At 55.7% G+C, this 15,816-nt stretch carries 14 protein-coding genes; 11 read left to right on the top strand and 3 right to left on the bottom strand.

Going from position 1 to position 15,816, the window contains the following annotated elements; translation table 11 throughout:
* Positions 1-94 precede the first annotated feature (94 nt).
* The 7 genes from mreB to tldD all read left to right on the top strand — a co-directional run bounded on the left by mreB (position 95) and on the right by tldD (position 10,204).
* A complete protein-coding gene (mreB, locus tag ABLU86_RS21890) occupies positions 95-1,138 on the top strand; it encodes a rod shape-determining protein MreB (protein WP_002918653.1) in 1,044 nt (347 codons plus the stop codon).
* A gap of 70 nt (positions 1,139-1,208) precedes the next feature.
* Positions 1,209-2,207 (top strand): rod shape-determining protein MreC, encoded by a 999-nt coding sequence (gene mreC, locus ABLU86_RS21895; protein ID WP_015369462.1) that lies wholly within the window; start codon positions 1,209-1,211, stop codon positions 2,205-2,207.
* Positions 2,207-2,695 carry a rod shape-determining protein MreD gene (mreD, locus tag ABLU86_RS21900; protein WP_015369463.1) on the top strand — a complete coding sequence of 163 codons (489 nt, stop codon included), beginning with the start codon at positions 2,207-2,209 and terminating at the stop codon, positions 2,693-2,695. Before mreC ends, mreD begins: the two co-directional genes overlap by 1 nt.
* Positions 2,696-2,703: 8 nt before the next feature.
* Entirely contained in the window at positions 2,704-3,285 is a 582-nt protein-coding gene (locus tag ABLU86_RS21905; RefSeq protein WP_015369464.1) for a nucleoside triphosphate pyrophosphatase, read from the top strand.
* Between the two features lie 2 nt (positions 3,286-3,287).
* On the top strand, positions 3,288-4,757 hold the full coding sequence (rng, locus tag ABLU86_RS21910) for a ribonuclease G (protein WP_015369465.1): 1,470 nt from the start codon (positions 3,288-3,290) through the stop codon (positions 4,755-4,757).
* 89 nt (positions 4,758-4,846) lie between these two features.
* Positions 4,847-8,644, top strand: a complete 3,798-nt coding sequence (gene yhdP, locus ABLU86_RS21915; protein WP_020077821.1) for an AsmA2 domain-containing protein YhdP — start codon at positions 4,847-4,849, stop codon at positions 8,642-8,644.
* A gap of 114 nt (positions 8,645-8,758) precedes the next feature.
* A complete protein-coding gene (tldD, locus tag ABLU86_RS21920) occupies positions 8,759-10,204 on the top strand; it encodes a metalloprotease TldD (RefSeq protein ID WP_032715906.1) in 1,446 nt (481 codons plus the stop codon).
* Positions 10,205-10,248: 44 nt separating this feature from the next.
* Here tldD and aaeR read toward each other — a convergent pair whose 3' ends face one another.
* The gene (gene aaeR / locus ABLU86_RS21925; RefSeq protein WP_020077822.1) at positions 10,249-11,178 is read right to left on the bottom strand and encodes an HTH-type transcriptional activator AaeR; all 930 of its coding nucleotides are present in this window, start codon (positions 11,176-11,178) and stop codon (positions 10,249-10,251) included.
* A gap of 130 nt (positions 11,179-11,308) precedes the next feature.
* Here aaeR and aaeX point away from each other — a divergent pair, with 130 nt between their 5' ends.
* The 4 genes from aaeX to ABLU86_RS21945 all read left to right on the top strand — a co-directional run bounded on the left by aaeX (position 11,309) and on the right by ABLU86_RS21945 (position 14,785).
* On the top strand, positions 11,309-11,512 hold the full coding sequence (gene aaeX, locus ABLU86_RS21930) for a p-hydroxybenzoic acid efflux pump operon protein AaeX (protein ID WP_002918640.1): 204 nt from the start codon (positions 11,309-11,311) through the stop codon (positions 11,510-11,512).
* 7 nt (positions 11,513-11,519) lie between these two features.
* Positions 11,520-12,452: a p-hydroxybenzoic acid efflux pump subunit AaeA gene (aaeA, locus tag ABLU86_RS21935; protein ID WP_015369469.1), complete on the top strand. Its 933-nt coding sequence runs from the start codon at positions 11,520-11,522 to the stop codon at positions 12,450-12,452.
* 5 nt (positions 12,453-12,457) lie between these two features.
* Complete coding sequence (gene aaeB, locus ABLU86_RS21940; protein ID WP_015369470.1) at positions 12,458-14,425, top strand: p-hydroxybenzoic acid efflux pump subunit AaeB; 1,968 nt, start codon at positions 12,458-12,460, stop codon at positions 14,423-14,425.
* A gap of 84 nt (positions 14,426-14,509) precedes the next feature.
* Positions 14,510-14,785, top strand: a complete 276-nt coding sequence (locus tag ABLU86_RS21945; RefSeq protein ID WP_015369471.1) for a barstar family protein — start codon at positions 14,510-14,512, stop codon at positions 14,783-14,785.
* A gap of 49 nt (positions 14,786-14,834) precedes the next feature.
* On the opposite strand, the gene yhcN-B is transcribed toward ABLU86_RS21945, so the two are convergent.
* Both yhcN-B and yhcN read right to left on the bottom strand, forming a co-directional pair.
* Positions 14,835-15,101 (bottom strand): DUF1471 family stress response protein YhcN-B, encoded by a 267-nt coding sequence (gene yhcN-B / locus ABLU86_RS21950; RefSeq protein WP_015369472.1) that lies wholly within the window; start codon positions 15,099-15,101, stop codon positions 14,835-14,837.
* Positions 15,102-15,201: 100 nt separating this feature from the next.
* The gene (yhcN, locus tag ABLU86_RS21955) at positions 15,202-15,465 is read right to left on the bottom strand and encodes a peroxide/acid stress response protein YhcN (protein ID WP_015369473.1); all 264 of its coding nucleotides are present in this window, start codon (positions 15,463-15,465) and stop codon (positions 15,202-15,204) included.
* Positions 15,466-15,816 lie beyond the last annotated feature (351 nt).

A 15,816-nucleotide genomic window follows, 5' to 3' on the forward strand; every position in this document is an offset into this window, starting at 1 on the left:
AGCAGATGATTTTTGCGCCTTGTCGCTGCTGCGTGTGGTTGGTAAAGTAAGCGGATTTTGTTTTCCGCCCCAGCTTTCAGGATTATCCCTTAGTATGTTAAAAAAATTTCGTGGCATGTTTTCCAATGACCTGTCCATTGACCTGGGTACCGCGAATACCCTTATTTATGTAAAAGGACAAGGCATCGTATTGAATGAGCCTTCCGTTGTGGCCATTCGTCAGGATCGTGCCGGTTCGCCGAAAAGCGTTGCCGCTGTAGGTCATGAAGCGAAGCAGATGCTGGGCCGTACGCCGGGCAATATCGCGGCGATTCGCCCGATGAAAGACGGCGTTATCGCCGACTTCTTCGTGACTGAAAAGATGCTGCAACACTTTATTAAACAGGTGCATAGCAACAGCTTTATGCGTCCGAGCCCACGCGTGCTGGTGTGCGTGCCGGTTGGCGCGACCCAGGTTGAGCGTCGTGCTATCCGCGAATCCGCGCAGGGCGCTGGCGCTCGTGAAGTCTTCCTGATCGAAGAGCCGATGGCGGCCGCGATCGGCGCAGGCTTGCCGGTTTCTGAAGCGACCGGTTCTATGGTTGTTGATATCGGCGGCGGTACTACCGAAGTCGCAGTTATCTCCCTGAACGGCGTGGTCTACTCTTCTTCCGTACGTATCGGCGGCGACCGTTTCGACGAAGCCGTGATCAATTACGTGCGCCGTAACTACGGTTCCCTGATCGGCGAAGCAACCGCTGAGCGTATCAAACACGAAATCGGTTCCGCTTACCCGGGTGATGAAGTACGCGAAATCGAAGTGCGCGGCCGTAACCTGGCTGAAGGCGTTCCACGCGGCTTCACCCTCAATTCCAACGAAATCCTCGAAGCGCTGCAGGAGCCGCTGACCGGCATCGTCAGCGCCGTTATGGTCGCGCTGGAACAGTGCCCGCCGGAGCTGGCATCCGATATCTCCGAGCGCGGTATGGTCCTGACCGGCGGCGGCGCGCTGCTGCGTAACCTTGACCGTCTGTTAATGGAAGAGACAGGGATCCCTGTCGTAGTTGCAGAAGATCCACTGACCTGCGTCGCTCGTGGCGGCGGTAAGGCGCTGGAAATGATCGATATGCACGGCGGCGACTTGTTCAGCGAAGAGTAGTCAGCCTGAAGGTCTGGGGCAGCTTAAGGGCTGCCTCTGGTCTTTACTGACACGAGAATACGCATAGCCTATGAAGCCAATTTTTAGCCGTGGCCCGTCGCTACAGATTCGCCTTATTCTGGCGGTTTTGGTGGCGCTTGGCGTCATTATCGCCGACAGCCGCCTGGGTACGTTCAGCCAGATTCGAACGTACATGGATACAGCCGTCAGTCCTTTCTACTTTATCTCAAATGGTCCCCGGGAACTGCTCGACAGCGTATCGCAATCGCTGGCGACCCGCGATCAGCTCGAACTGGAAAACCGCGCGCTGCGTCAGGAACTGCTGTTGAAAAACAGCGATCTGCTGATGCTGGGTCAATACAAACAAGAAAACGCCCGTCTACGTGAGCTGTTAGGCTCGCCGCTGCGTCAGGATGAGCAGAAGATGGTGACCCAGGTTATCTCGACGGTTAACGATCCCTACAGCGATCAGGTCGTTATCGACAAGGGCAGCGTCAATGGCGTTTATGAAGGCCAACCGGTCATTAGCGACAAGGGCGTTGTCGGCCAGGTGGTGGCGGTAGCGAAAATGACCAGCCGCGTGCTGCTCATTTGCGATGCGACCCATGCCTTGCCGATCCAGGTGCTGCGTAACGATATCCGCGTCATTGCAGCCGGTAACGGTTGTACTGATGATTTACAGCTTGAACATCTGCCGGCGAATACCGATATTCGCGTCGGCGATGTGCTGGTGACCTCCGGGCTCGGCGGACGCTTCCCGGAAGGGTATCCGGTTGGGGTAGTCTCCTCGGTACGTCTGGATACTCAGCGTGCATACACGGTGATCCAGGCCCGTCCGACCGCCGGACTGCAGCGTTTGCGCTATCTGCTGCTGCTGTGGGGCGCCGATCGCAACGGCGCTAACCCGATGACTCCGGAAGAGGTGCACCGCGTTGCCAATGAGCGCCTGATGCAAATGATGCCGCAGGTGCTGCCTGCGCCTGATGCGATGGGGCCGCAGATGCCGGCGCCGGCGACAGGCCTGACGCCGCCGCCGTCCGCGCAACCTCTGCCAGCAGGGGGGCAATAGTGGCAAGTTATCGTAGCCAGGGACGCTGGGTTATCTGGCTCTCGTTTCTTATTGCGCTATTGCTGCAGATTATGCCCTGGCCGCAGGACATCACCGTCTTCCGGCCAAACTGGGTGTTGTTGATTCTGTTGTACTGGATCCTCGCGCTGCCGCACCGGGTTAACGTCGGTACCGGATTTGTGATGGGGGCGATTCTCGACCTCATCAGCGGTTCGACCCTCGGCGTACGTGCGCTGTCGTTAAGTATTGTTGCCTATCTGGTCGCTTTAAAATATCAGCTGTTCCGTAATCTGGCGCTCTGGCAACAGGCGCTGGTGGTCATGCTGTTGTCTCTTGCCGTTGATATCATTGTTTTCTGGGCAGAGTTTTTAGTGATCAACGTCTCTTTCCGTCCGGAAGTGTTCTGGAGTAGTGTAGTAAACGGTGTGCTCTGGCCGTGGCTATTCCTGCTAATGCGTAAAGTGCGTCAGCAATTTGCGGTTCAATAAAGGTTGATATGACAACTCTGTATCTGGCTTCTGGTTCCCCGCGTCGGCAGGAACTGTTAACTCAGCTTGGTCTCTCTTTCGAACGTCTGGTTCCGGGTATTGAGGAACGACGCGGCCCGCAGGAGAGCGCTGCGCATTACGTTGCGCGTCTGGCGCGAGAAAAAGCGCTGGCTGGCGTGGCGATGGCGCCGCGCGATCTGCCGGTGTTGGGCGCGGATACGATTGTCATTCTTAACGGCGAAGTGCTGGAAAAGCCGCGCGACGCCGGGCACGCCGCAGAAATGCTTCGCATGCTTTCCGGAAAAACCCACCAGGTGATGACCGCGGTGGCGTTGGCGGATAAGCAGCAAACGCTGGATTGCCTGGTGGTGACGGAAGTGACCTTCCGTCTGCTCTCCGAGCAGGATATCGCTACCTACGTAGCCAGTGGCGAACCTTTAGATAAAGCAGGCGCATACGGTATTCAAGGGTTGGGTGGTTGTTTTGTCAGGAAGATAAATGGCAGCTATCACGCCGTAGTCGGCTTACCGCTGGTGGAAACGTATGAGTTGCTGAGTAACTTTAACTCACTGCGTGAAGAAAAGGGATAAAGATGACGGCTGAATTATTAGTTAACGTAACGCCATCCGAGACGCGCGTCGCGTATATCGATGGCGGGATCCTGCAGGAAATTCATATTGAGAGAGAAGCGCGGCGCGGAATCGTAGGCAATATCTACAAAGGTCGTGTCAGTCGTGTGTTGCCTGGAATGCAGGCGGCTTTTGTAGATATTGGCCTGGATAAGGCCGCCTTTCTGCATGCTTCCGATATCATGCCGCACACCGAGTGCGTGGCGGGTGAAGAGCAGAAGCAGTTTACCGTTCGCGATATTTCCGAGCTGGTGCGTCAGGGCCAGGACCTGATGGTGCAGGTGGTGAAAGACCCGCTGGGTACCAAAGGCGCGCGTCTGACCACCGACATTACCATACCTTCCCGCTATCTGGTCTTTATGCCGGGCGCTTCGCACGTCGGCGTATCACAGCGTATTGAAAGCGAGGCCGAGCGCGAACGTCTGAAAAGCGTGGTTACCGAATATTGCGACGAGCAGGGCGGGTTTATTATCCGCACCGCGGCGGAAGGCGTGCATGAGCAAGAGATGGCGGCGGATGCGGCCTACCTTAAGCGCGTTTGGACCAAAGTCATGGAGCGCAAAAAGCGCAACCAGACCCGCTATCAGATGTACGGCGAGCTGGCGCTGGCCCAGCGCGTGCTGCGCGATTTCGCCGACGCTCAGCTTGACCGCATTCGCGTGGATTCGCGCCTGACCTACGAGGCGCTGCTGGAGTTCACCGCGGAATACATTCCGGAAATGACCAGCAAGCTGGAACATTACAGCGGCCGCCAGCCGATTTTCGATCTCTTTGACGTTGAGAACGAAATCCAACGCGCGCTGGAGCGTAAAGTCGAGCTGAAGTCAGGCGGCTATCTGATCATCGATCAGACCGAAGCGATGACCACCATCGATATCAATACCGGGGCGTTTGTTGGCCACCGTAATCTCGACGACACCATCTTCAATACCAATATTGAAGCCACGCAGGCTATCGCGCGCCAGCTGCGTCTGCGTAACCTGGGCGGCATTATCATCATTGATTTTATCGATATGAATAATGAAGATCATCGTCGTCGGGTACTGCATTCCCTGGAGCAGGCGCTGAGTAAAGACCGGGTGAAAACCAGCATTAACGGCTTCTCGCAGCTGGGGCTGGTCGAGATGACCCGTAAACGCACCCGCGAAAGCGTGGAACATGTGCTGTGTAACGAGTGTCCTACCTGTCATGGGCGCGGCACGGTAAAGTCGGTCGAAACGGTCTGCTATGAGATCATGCGCGAAATAGTTCGTGTGCATCATGCGTATGACTCAGACCGCTTCCTGGTCTATGCTTCACCTGCCGTCGCGGAAGCGCTGAAAGGGGAAGAGTCCCACGCGCTGGCGGAAGTCGAAATCTTTGTCGGCAAGCAGGTCAAAGTGCAAATTGAGCCGCTCTATAATCAAGAGCAGTTCGATGTGGTAATGATGTAATCATTCAGCCTGTCGCTCCCGATGGCGTCGGGGGCGGTAAACAGGCGGGCTGAAGGATAAAGCGTAACAGGCTGACAAGGAGAGATGCGTTGAGGCGATGGCCCGGGATATTACTGCTCACCGTGGCAACCGTGGTGGTGATTGTTGCGCTACTGGTGAGTGGCCTGCGTCTGGCATTGCCGCAGCTAAATAACTGGCGTCCCCAACTGCTGGAGAAAATTACCGCGGTATCCGGGGTCGCGGTTGATGCCTCACAGATCAACGCCAACTGGGAAAACTTCGGCCCGACGCTGGACGTTCGCGATATTAAAGCTACCTTGAAAGACGGTGGCGAAATGACGATCAAACGGGTTACCCTTGCCCTCGACGTCTGGCAAAGCCTTTTACATATGCGCTGGCAGTTCCGCGACCTGACCTTCTGGCAGCTGCAAATTCACACCAATACCCCCATCCAGACTAACGACGACGGCGCAAGCCTGAAGACCGATCGCATCAGCGATCTGTTCCTGCGCCAGTTTGACCACTTTATTCTCCGTGATAGCCATTTGAGCTTCCTGACGATTTCCGGTCAGCGTGCTGAACTGGCGATCCCACAGCTGACCTGGCTTAACGGTAAAAATCGCCACCGCGCCGAGGGGCAGCTGAGCCTTTCGAGCCTCACCGGCCAGCACGGCGTCATGCAGGTGCGGATGGATTTACGTGACGAGAATGGCCTGCTCAACAAGGGGCGCCTCTGGTTACAGGCCGACGACATCGACGTTAAACCCTGGCTCGGGCGCTGGATGCAGGACAACATCGCCCTGCAGAGCGCGCGTTTCAGCCTTGAAGGCTGGATGACCATCGATAAAGGCGATGTCGCCAGCGGCGATGTGTGGCTGAAAAAAGGCGGCGCCAGCTGGCAGGGCGATAAGCATCTGCATCAGCTGTCGGTGGATAACCTGACGGGGCATATCACGCGTGAAAATCAAAGCTGGGCATTTCACATCCCCGATACGCGGATCTCGATAGACGGCAAAGCCTGGCCGCGCGGCGAGCTGGCGATGGCGTGGATCCCGGCGCAGGAAGTGGGTGGCAATAACAATCAGCGCAGCGATGAGCTACGCATCCGCGCCAGCAATCTCGAGCTTGGCGGGCTAACCGGTCTGCAACCGATGGCCGATAAGCTGGCGCCGAGCTTTGGCGAAGTGTGGCGAACCACCCAGCCGAGCGGCAAAATCAACCTGTTGGCATTGGATATCCCGCTGCAGGCAACGGAAAAGACCCGTTTCCAGGCTGACTGGAGCGATCTGGCGTGGAAGCAGTGGAAGCTGTTGCCGGGAGCCGAGCACTTCTCCGGCAGCCTGAGCGGCAGCGTGGAAAACGGCGAACTGCGCGCGCATATGACCCAGGCAAAAATGCCTTATGAAACGGTCTTTCGCGCACCGCTGGAGATAGCCCAGGGCGATGCGACTCTAAGCTGGGAGAAGAACAGCAAGGGCTTTATGCTGGATGGCCGCGATATCGACGTGCAGGCGACCGGCGTTCGCGCGCGCGGCGGCTTCCGCTATCTGCAGCCAGCAGGCGATGAGCCGTGGTTAGGCATCCTGGCGGGTATCAGTACCAACGATGGCGGCCAGGCGTGGCGCTATTTCCCGGAAAATCTGATGGGCAAAGCGCTGGTGGATTACCTGAGCGGCGCAATTAAGGGCGGCCAGGCAAGCAATGCCACCCTGGTTTACGGCGGCAACCCACATCAGTTCCCCTATGAGCATAACGAAGGCCAATTCCAGGTCTCGGTACCGCTGAAGAACGCGACTTTCGCCTTCCAGCCGGACTGGCCGGCGCTGACCGGACTGGATATCAACCTTAACTTCGTCAATAACGGCCTGTGGATGAAGGCGGATAAAGCGATGCTGGGCAACGTTACTGCCAGCAACCTTGACGCGGTGATCCCCGACTATTCCCATGAAAAACTGTTTATCGATGCCGATGTTAACGGCCCTGGTAAAGAGGTCGGCCCTTATTTCAAACAGACCCCGCTGAAGGATACGCTCGGCTCGGCGCTGGATGAACTGCAGCTTGATGGTAATGTGAGCGCTCGCTTACATCTTGCTATCCCGCTTGATGGCGAGATGACCACCGCCAAAGGCGATGTGCGGCTGAAAAATAACGATCTGTTTATCAAGCCGATTGACGCGACGCTGAAGAATCTCAATGGTCAGTTCAGCTTCGAAAACGGAGATTTAAAAAGCGGGCCGCTAAGCGCGACCTGGTTTAATCAACCGTTGAACCTCAATTTCACCACCACTGAAGGGGCGAAAGCCTTCCTCGTTGACGTCGGCATGAACGCTAACTGGCAGCCGACGCGTACCGGCCTGCTGCCGAAAGCGGTCAATGATGAACTCAGCGGCAGCGTCCCCTGGGACGGCAAAGTGGCCATTGAGTTACCGTATCGCGGTAGCGCGAGCTACAAAGTCGATATCAACGGCGATCTGAAAAATGTGAGTAGTCACTTACCTGCGCCGGTGAATAAATCGGCGGGTGAGCCGTTGCCGGTGAAAATCAACGTGACCGGCGGCTTAAGCAGCTTCGATTTGACCGGCAACATCGGCAGCAAGAACCACGTCAATAGCCGCTGGTTACTGAATAACAAGTTGACGCTCGATCGGGCGATTCTGACCTCCGACAGCAAAGCGATTCCGTCGCTGCCTGAAGCATCAGGCGTCGAGCTCAACATGCCGGCGATGGATGGCGCGCAATGGCTGGCGTTGTTCCAGCAAGGCGCCGTCAACGAAGTGAGCAGTAATATGGCCTTCCCGGAGCGCGTGACGCTTCGTACACCGTCGCTGGCCTTCGCCGGGCAGAACTGGAATAACGTCAGTCTGGTCTCTCAGCCTGACGGTAGCGGCTCGAAGGTGGAGGCGCAGGGGCGTGAAATCAATGCCACGTTGACGATGCATAAGAATGCCCCCTGGCTGGCGGCTATTCGCTACCTCTATTACAACCCTTCCAGCGATAACAGCGGTACGGCGAAAAAAGAGAGCGGCCCGCTGGCTGATACCCGTCTGGATTTCCGCGGCTGGCCGGATTTACAGCTGCGCTGTAAAGAGTGCTGGCTGTGGGGGCAAAAATATGGACGAATCGACGGTGACTTCGATATCAAGGGCGATACGCTCACTCTCAGTAATGGCCTGGTGGATACCGGCTTTGGCCGACTCACTACCGATGGCGTCTGGGTAAATGCGCCGGGCGGCGTACGTACCTCGCTGAAAGGCAAGCTTCACGGCAATAAAACGGACGACTTCGTCAACTTCTTCGGTGTCTCGACGCCGGTGAAAGGGTCGTCGTTTGATGTCGATTACGATCTGCACTGGCGCGCGCCGCCATGGCAGCCTGATGTCGCTTCGCTGAACGGGATCCTCAAAAGCCGCCTCGGCAAAGGCGAGTTTACTGACCTGAGCACCGGTCATGCCGGTCAGTTGTTAAGGCTATTGAGCGTTGACGCGCTGCTGCGTAAGCTACGCTTCGATTTCAGCGACACCTTCCAGGAAGGGTTCTGGTTTGATTCGATTCGCAGTACGGCATGGATTAAAGACGGCGTGCTGAATACGGATGATACGCTGGTGGATGGGCTCGAAGCCGACATCGCGATGAAAGGTTCGGTCGATCTGGTGCGCCGTCGTTTAGATTTACAAGCGGTGGTGGCGCCGGAAATTTCGGCCACCGTCGGCGTAGCGGCGGCATTCGCCGTCAACCCGATCGTCGGCGCGGCGGTGTTTGCCGCCAGCAAGGTGCTTGGGCCGCTGTGGAACAAAGTGTCGATTCTGCGCTATCGCATTACGGGTCCAATCGATCAGCCGGAAATCAATGAAGTGCTGCGCCAGGCGCGCAGCAACAAAAAGCAATGATTTGACGAGTACGGGGAATTATCGCACTCTCAATAGAGGGCATTTTCTCCCCGTCATCTTTTTCGCCGCATGGCATTCCCCTGTGTCAGGCGGCAACAAACGAGTAGCGTAACGATGAGTTTGAACCTGGTAAGTGAACAATTACTGTCGGCAAATGGCCTGAACCATCAGGACCTGTTTGCCATTCTTGGCCAACTGGCTGAGCGCCGTCTCGATTACGGCGATCTTTATTTTCAGTCGAGCTATCACGAATCCTGGGTTCTGGAAGACAGCATCATTAAAGATGGGTCGTACAATATTGACCAGGGCGTAGGCGTCCGGGCGGTAAGCGGCGAGAAAACCGGTTTTGCCTATGCGGACCAAATCAGCAAACTGGCGCTTGAACAGAGTGCCCAGGCGGCGCGTACTATCGTCCGCGACCATGGCGACGGCAAAGTGCAGACGCTCGGCGCGGTGGAATACAGCACTCTCTATACCAGCGTCGATCCGCTACAGAGCATGAGCCGCGAAGAGAAACTGGATATCCTGCGCCGCGTTGATAAGGTGGCGCGTGCTGCCGATAAGCGCGTGCAGGAAGTTTCCGCCAGCCTGAGCGGCGTCTACGAGCTTATCCTGGTGGCGGCAACGGACGGGACGCTGGCCGCTGATGTCCGTCCTCTGGTTCGCCTCTCCGTAAGCGTGCTGGTGGAGGAAGACGGCAAACGCGAGCGCGGCGCCAGCGGTGGCGGCGGGCGATTTGGCTATGATTATTTCCTTGCGCCGCTGGATGGCGACGTACGGGCGGATGTCTGGGCGCGTGAAGCGGTACGTATGGCATTAGTCAATCTGTCCGCGGTTGCCGCGCCAGCCGGAATGCTGCCGGTGGTTCTTGGCGCGGGCTGGCCTGGCGTGCTGCTGCATGAAGCCGTTGGCCACGGTCTGGAAGGTGACTTTAACCGTCGCGGCACCTCGGTCTTCAGCGGTCACATGGGCGAATTAGTCGCCTCTGAACTGTGCACCGTCGTGGATGACGGCACCATGGCCGATCGCCGTGGTTCGGTCGCGATTGATGACGAAGGTACGCCGGGTCAATACAATGTGCTTATCGAAAACGGTGTCCTGAAAGGTTATATGCAGGATAAGCTCAACGCGCGTTTAATGGGCGTTGCGCCGACCGGTAATGGTCGCCGTGAATCCTATGCGCATCTGCCGATGCCGCGGATGACCAACACCTATATGCTGGCCGGTAAGTCGACGCCGCAGGAGATTATCGAATCGGTCGATTACGGTATCTATGCGCCGAACTTCGGCGGCGGCCAGGTGGATATCACCTCCGGTAAATTTGTCTTCTCGACCTCGGAAGCTTATCTGATTGAAAAAGGCAAAGTGACCAAGGCAGTCAAAGGCGCGACGCTAATCGGTTCCGGTATCGAAGCGATGCAGCAGATTTCTATGGTTGGTAACGACCTGAAGCTGGATAGCGGCGTTGGCGTGTGCGGTAAAGAAGGGCAGAGCGTGCCGGTCGGCGTCGGCCAGCCGACGCTGAAAGTCGACAACCTTACCGTTGGCGGCACCGCCTGATAACGGCTGGTCCCGGCGGCGCGAAGCCGCTGCCGGGATGTCAATTAACGGGTCATCCCGCGCCCGTGCATTCCCTGATAGATCTTCGCCACCTCGACAAAATAATCCGTCAGATAGTTAATACATACCTGCACCTTCAGCGGCAGTTTGTCTTTTTCGGTATACAGCGCATAGACCGGCCGCGGATCCGATTGATAGCTCGGCAGCAGGATCTCCAGTTCACCGCGATTGATCTCGTCGATCGCCCACATCAGCGGAACGTAGGCCACGCCAACGCCGGCAGTCAGCCAGCGGATCAGCGTCATCGGATCGTTAGTGACGAAACGCCCTTGTGGGATCAGGCGTGTTGAGATCCCCTCCGGGGCGATAATTTCGAACTCATTATCTGGCCGTACGCTATATTCCAGCCACGAGTGGCTGGCGAGATCCGCCGGTTTTTCCGGGCATCCCGCGTGCTGAAGATAGCTTTTCGCCGCGCAGAGCACCATCGGCATCGAGCCCAGCCGCCGTGAGAAGAGGCTGGAATCCTGCAATGCGCCGACGCGTATTACCACGTCGAGGCCGTCGGCAATCAGGTCTGGCGCAGGGATGCCGGTTACCAGATTAATCGATAAACCCGGATATTCTTTGAGCATGTCGGCGGTTATGCGCGCCAGCACATTCTGTGCCATAGTTGAAGAGCTACCGATGCGCAGCGTGCCGATGGGAGTATTGTTGAAGGCATACAGCTGTTCATGGACGTCCTGCGCTTCAAAGAGCATTCTTCGGCAGCCCTGGTAATAAATTTTACCCGCTTCTGTTAAGCCCAGGCTGCGGGTGCTGCGGTTGAGCAGCTTTACCTGTAGCTCGTCTTCCAGTTTAGCAACGGTCTGGCTGATAGATGAAACGCTCATCTGGAGCTGGCGTGCGGCGGCGGTGAAAGAGCCCAGCTCAACCACTTTGGCGAACACCGACATGCGTTTTAGTCGTTCCATTATTCACTCTGGCTTAAAAGTGATTTAGATCACATATTATAGATAAGGCTGCAATTGTTACGTTAATATATAGTTAGCTACATAATAAACGCATCACGCTACCACCTGTACGCTTCTTATCAAGGTCATCATGAGTCTGTTTCCTGTCATAGTGATTTTCGGCTTATCGTTTCCGCCGATCTTCTTTGAGCTGCTATTGTCGCTAGCTATCTTCTGGCTGGTGCACCGTTTGCTGGTTCCGACCGGTATTTATGATTTTGTCTGGCACCCTGCACTGTTTAATACTGCGCTGTATTGCTGTCTGTTTTATCTGATATCGCGCTTGTTCGTTTGAGGTCGATGTGAAAACACTAACAAGAAATATCCTGCGTACTGCCATCACTGTGATACTGGTTATTCTGGCGTTTATCGCTATTTTTCGCGCATGGGTGTACTACACCGCGTCGCCGTGGACGCGCGATGCGCGCTTTAGCGCCGATATCGTCGCCATCGCCCCGGATGTGTCTGGGCTCATTTCACAGGTGAATGTCAAGGATAACCAACTGGTTAAGAAAGACCAGGTATTGTTCGTTATTGACCAACCTCGTTACCAAAAAGCGCTGGCGGAGGCGCAAGCCGATGTCTCCTATTACCAGACGCTGGCTCAGGAAAAACGCGTTGAAGCCGGGCGCCGTAACAAGCTCGGCGTGCAGGCGATGTCGCGCGAAGAGATTGACCAGGCCAACAACGTGCTGCAAACCGTAGAGCATCAGCTGGCGAAAGCGGTGGCCAGCCGCGATTTAGCCAAACTGGATCTCGAACGCACGGTGATTCGCGCGCCAGCCGACGGCTGGGTGACCAACCTGAACGTCTACGCCGGCGAATTCATCACCCGCGGTTCGACCGCGGTCGCTTTGGTGAAACAAAATACCTTCTACGTGATGGCATACCTGGAAGAGACTAAGCTGGAAGGCGTGCGTCCGGGTTATCGCGCCGAAATCACTCCGCTCGGTAGTAGTAAGGTGATAAAAGGTACCGTTGACAGCGTTGCCGCGGGCGTGACTAACGCCAGCAGCAGCAGCGATACAAAAGGGATGGCCTCTGTTGACTCCAACCTTGAGTGGGTGCGTCTGGCGCAGCGCGTGCCGGTACGTATTCGTCTTGACCAGCAGCAGGGCAACCTCTGGCCGTCGGGCACCACCGCAACCGTTGTCATTACCGGTAAAGAAGATCGCGACGCCAGTCAGGCCAACTTCTTCCAGAAAGTCGCCATGCGCTTACGTGAGTTTGGTTAATCGCCATGGGGACCTATACCATTGCTCCCCGGCATCTCCGCTTTGCCATTAAGCTTGCATGCGCGGTGGTGCTGGCGCTGTTTGTCGGCTTTCATTTTCAGCTTGAGACGCCGCGTTGGGCCGTACTGACCGCAGCTATCGTGACCGCCGGCCCGGCATTTGCCGCCGGCGGTGAACCCTATTCCGGGGCGATTCGTTATCGTGGAATGTTGCGTATTGCCGGGACGTTTATCGGCTGTATTGCCGCGCTGGCGATCATTATCCTCATGATCCGCGCGCCGCTGTTGATGATGCTGGTCTGCTGTCTCTGGGCCGGTTTCTGCACCTGGATCTCCTCGCTGGTGAAGGTGGAAAACTCCTACGCCTGGGGGCTGGCGGGTTATACGGCGCTGATTATCATCATCACCATTCATACCGACCCGATGCTGGCGCCGCAGTTTGCGGTTGAGCGCTGTAGCGAAATCGTCATCGGGATCGTCAGCGCCATCGTCGCTGACCTGCTATTTTCCCCGCGCTCCATCAAAAAAGAGATCGACCTCGAACTGGATAACCTGCTACTGGATCAGTATCGCCTGATGCAGCTTTGTGTCGCCCATGGCGATAGCGAGGTGGTGGACAAAGCCTGGGGAGCGCTGGTGCGCCGTACTGCCGCACTGGAAGGAATGCGCGGCAATCTGATCATGGAATCTTCGCGCTGGTCGAAGGTAAACCAGCGGCTAAAGGCGATCAACACGCTATCGCTGACGCTGATTACTCAGGCCTGCGAAACCTATCTGATCCAGAACTCACGCCCGGAGATGGTGACTGACGACTACCGCGAGCTGTTCGCTGAGCCAGTGGAAACGGTACAGGATGTGCATCAACAGCTTAAGCGTATGCGCCGCTTCCTGACATGGAAAGGTGAACACAATACGCCGGTCACTATTTATAGCTGGGTCGGCGCGGCGACGCGTTACCTGCTGCTCAAGCGCGGCGTGGTTGGCAACACCAAAATCAGCCGTATTGAAGATGAAGTTCTACGCGGCGAGACGGTGGTGAAGGTTGAGTCCGCCGAACGTCACCACGCGATGGTTAACTTCTGGCGAACCTCCATTTCCTGTATTCTCGGCACCCTGTTCTGGCTATGGACCGGCTGGACATCTGGTAGCGGGGCGATGGTCATGATTGCCGTGGTGACCGCGCTGGCGATGCGTCTGCCTAACCCGCGGATGGTGGCCTTAGACTTCCTCTATGGCACCCTTGCCGCTTTACCGCTCGGCGCGCTGTTCTTCCTTGTCGTCATGCCTGCGACGCAACAGAGCATGCTGCTATTGTGTATCAGCCTTGCCGCGATGGCGTTCTTTATCGGCATTGAGGTACAAAAGCGGCGGTTGGGATCGCTGGGGGCTTTAGCGAGCACCATCAACATTTTGGTGCTGGATAACCCGATGCAGTTCCAGTTTAGCCAGTTCCTCGATAGCGCCCTGGGGCAGATTGTCGGCTGTTTCCTCGCGCTGATGGTGATTCTGTTAGTGCGTGATAACTCGCAGGCACGCACCGGACGGGTGTTATTGAACCAGTTCGTCTCGGCGGCGGTCTCTTCGCTCACTACTAACAGCGCAAGGCGAAAAGAGAACCATTTGCCGGCGCTGTATCAACAGCTGTTTTTACTGCTGAACAAGTTTCCCGGCGATATCGCCCGCTTTCGGTTAGCGTTGACGCTGATTATCGCGCACCAGCGTCTACGCGATGCCCCGGTACCGGTAAACGAGGATCTGTCGGCCTTCCACCGCCAGCTGCGGCGAACCGCCGATCACGTTATCTCCGCCGGCAGCGACGATAAGCGCCGCCGTTACTTTACCCGTCTGCTGGAAGAGCTTGATGTTTATCAGGAAAAACTCCTTCACTGGCAGGCGTCGCCCCAGGTTACTGAGCCGGTGCGACGGCTGGTGGATATGCTGAAAAAATATCAGCACGTGCTCACCAATAGCTAACCTGCGAACCGACGCCTCGGCGTCGGTTTTTTTATCGCTATACTTATTTGGTGTAGAGGGACAGAGCGGAAGGGGCGGCGGGCAATGACTATTTATACCTTTGATTTTGATGAAATAGCTGAGCAACAGGATTTCTATCGTGAGTTTTCCCGCGCCTTCGCGCTACCGGATAAGCAGGTGGATAACCTTGACGCGCTGTGGAGCGCGGTGACGGGAGGGCGCTTACCGTTCCCGCTGGAGATTGAATTTGTCCATCTGGATGAAAAACAGCGTCGTCGCTTTGGCGCGTTAATTTTGCTGTTCGATGAAGCGGAAGAGGAGCTCGAAGGACAACTACGTTTCAATGCCCGTTGGGCATAAAAAAGCCCCCGGCAGGCGGGGGCAAGTCGTCGGATAAGACGACGAGGGTTTATTTGTACAACTCAGCAGTCGCGTGCCAGCTGTCGCCGGTACGAGCTTCAATAATGCGGTAGCTGCTGGCGCCTTCTTTCTCGGCTTTAGCCGCGAGTTCCTGGCGCATATCCATTGGCGCGCTACCTACTTGCGATACAGAGATAGTGCCCATTGGTTGCAGGTTTTGTGCTTGATCGGCATTCACTTGCTGTACGGCTGCGCTTGCGCCGAAAGAGAGAACAGATGCCAGACCCAGGGATGCGATGATAATTGCGCTTTTCATAATCTTGACTCCAACCTTATGTGCAGCGGCGGGAGATTTCGTATGAACCCAGGCCGCTGAAGAGATACTGTTTCAGTTAATGACCGACAATCGTTAAAGCTTATTTATAAAGTTCAGCAGTGGCGTGCCAATGGTCGCCGGTGCGAGCTTCGATAATGCGATAAGAAGAAGCACCTTCTTCTTGTGCTTTTTTGTTCAGCATTTCATGCATATCCATCGGGGAAGAACCTACCGCGCCGATAGATACGGTGCCCAGTGACTGGCGGCTTTCCGCTTGAGTGCTGTTGATTGAATCAGCGGCGAAAGCGCCAAAGGACAGTACGGATAGCATGCTGAGTGCGGCTACAGTGGTTTTGATTTTCATGATGTTCACCTCGTCGAATTTTATTATTAGGGGGCTTTGTTTCGTGACCCTCATCACAAAATCAAGTATACACTAATCACCAAAAATATTAATACCATGCTAATTGTTTTCAGTGTAAATAATTTCCAAGAAATGTCGTTTTTATAACGTATAAGAATTAGAAATGTCATTCATGGGGTGAATATCATGATTATTTATATTTAAATCAAATAGATATTGCGCTTTGATCTTTTGTGCGCTTTAGCCGTTATCATTCGGTAAAGGAATGTATAGAGGTGGAAAACCACACTAAATGTTAAAAAAATGCTGCTTTATTTGAAGGTTTGGGGGATAGCATTTTGCGGGGAAGAA

The sequence above is a fragment of the Klebsiella sp. JN_Kp121 genome (assembly GCF_040062145.1).
Classification (GTDB): Bacteria; Pseudomonadota; Gammaproteobacteria; order Enterobacterales; family Enterobacteriaceae; genus Klebsiella; species Klebsiella aerogenes.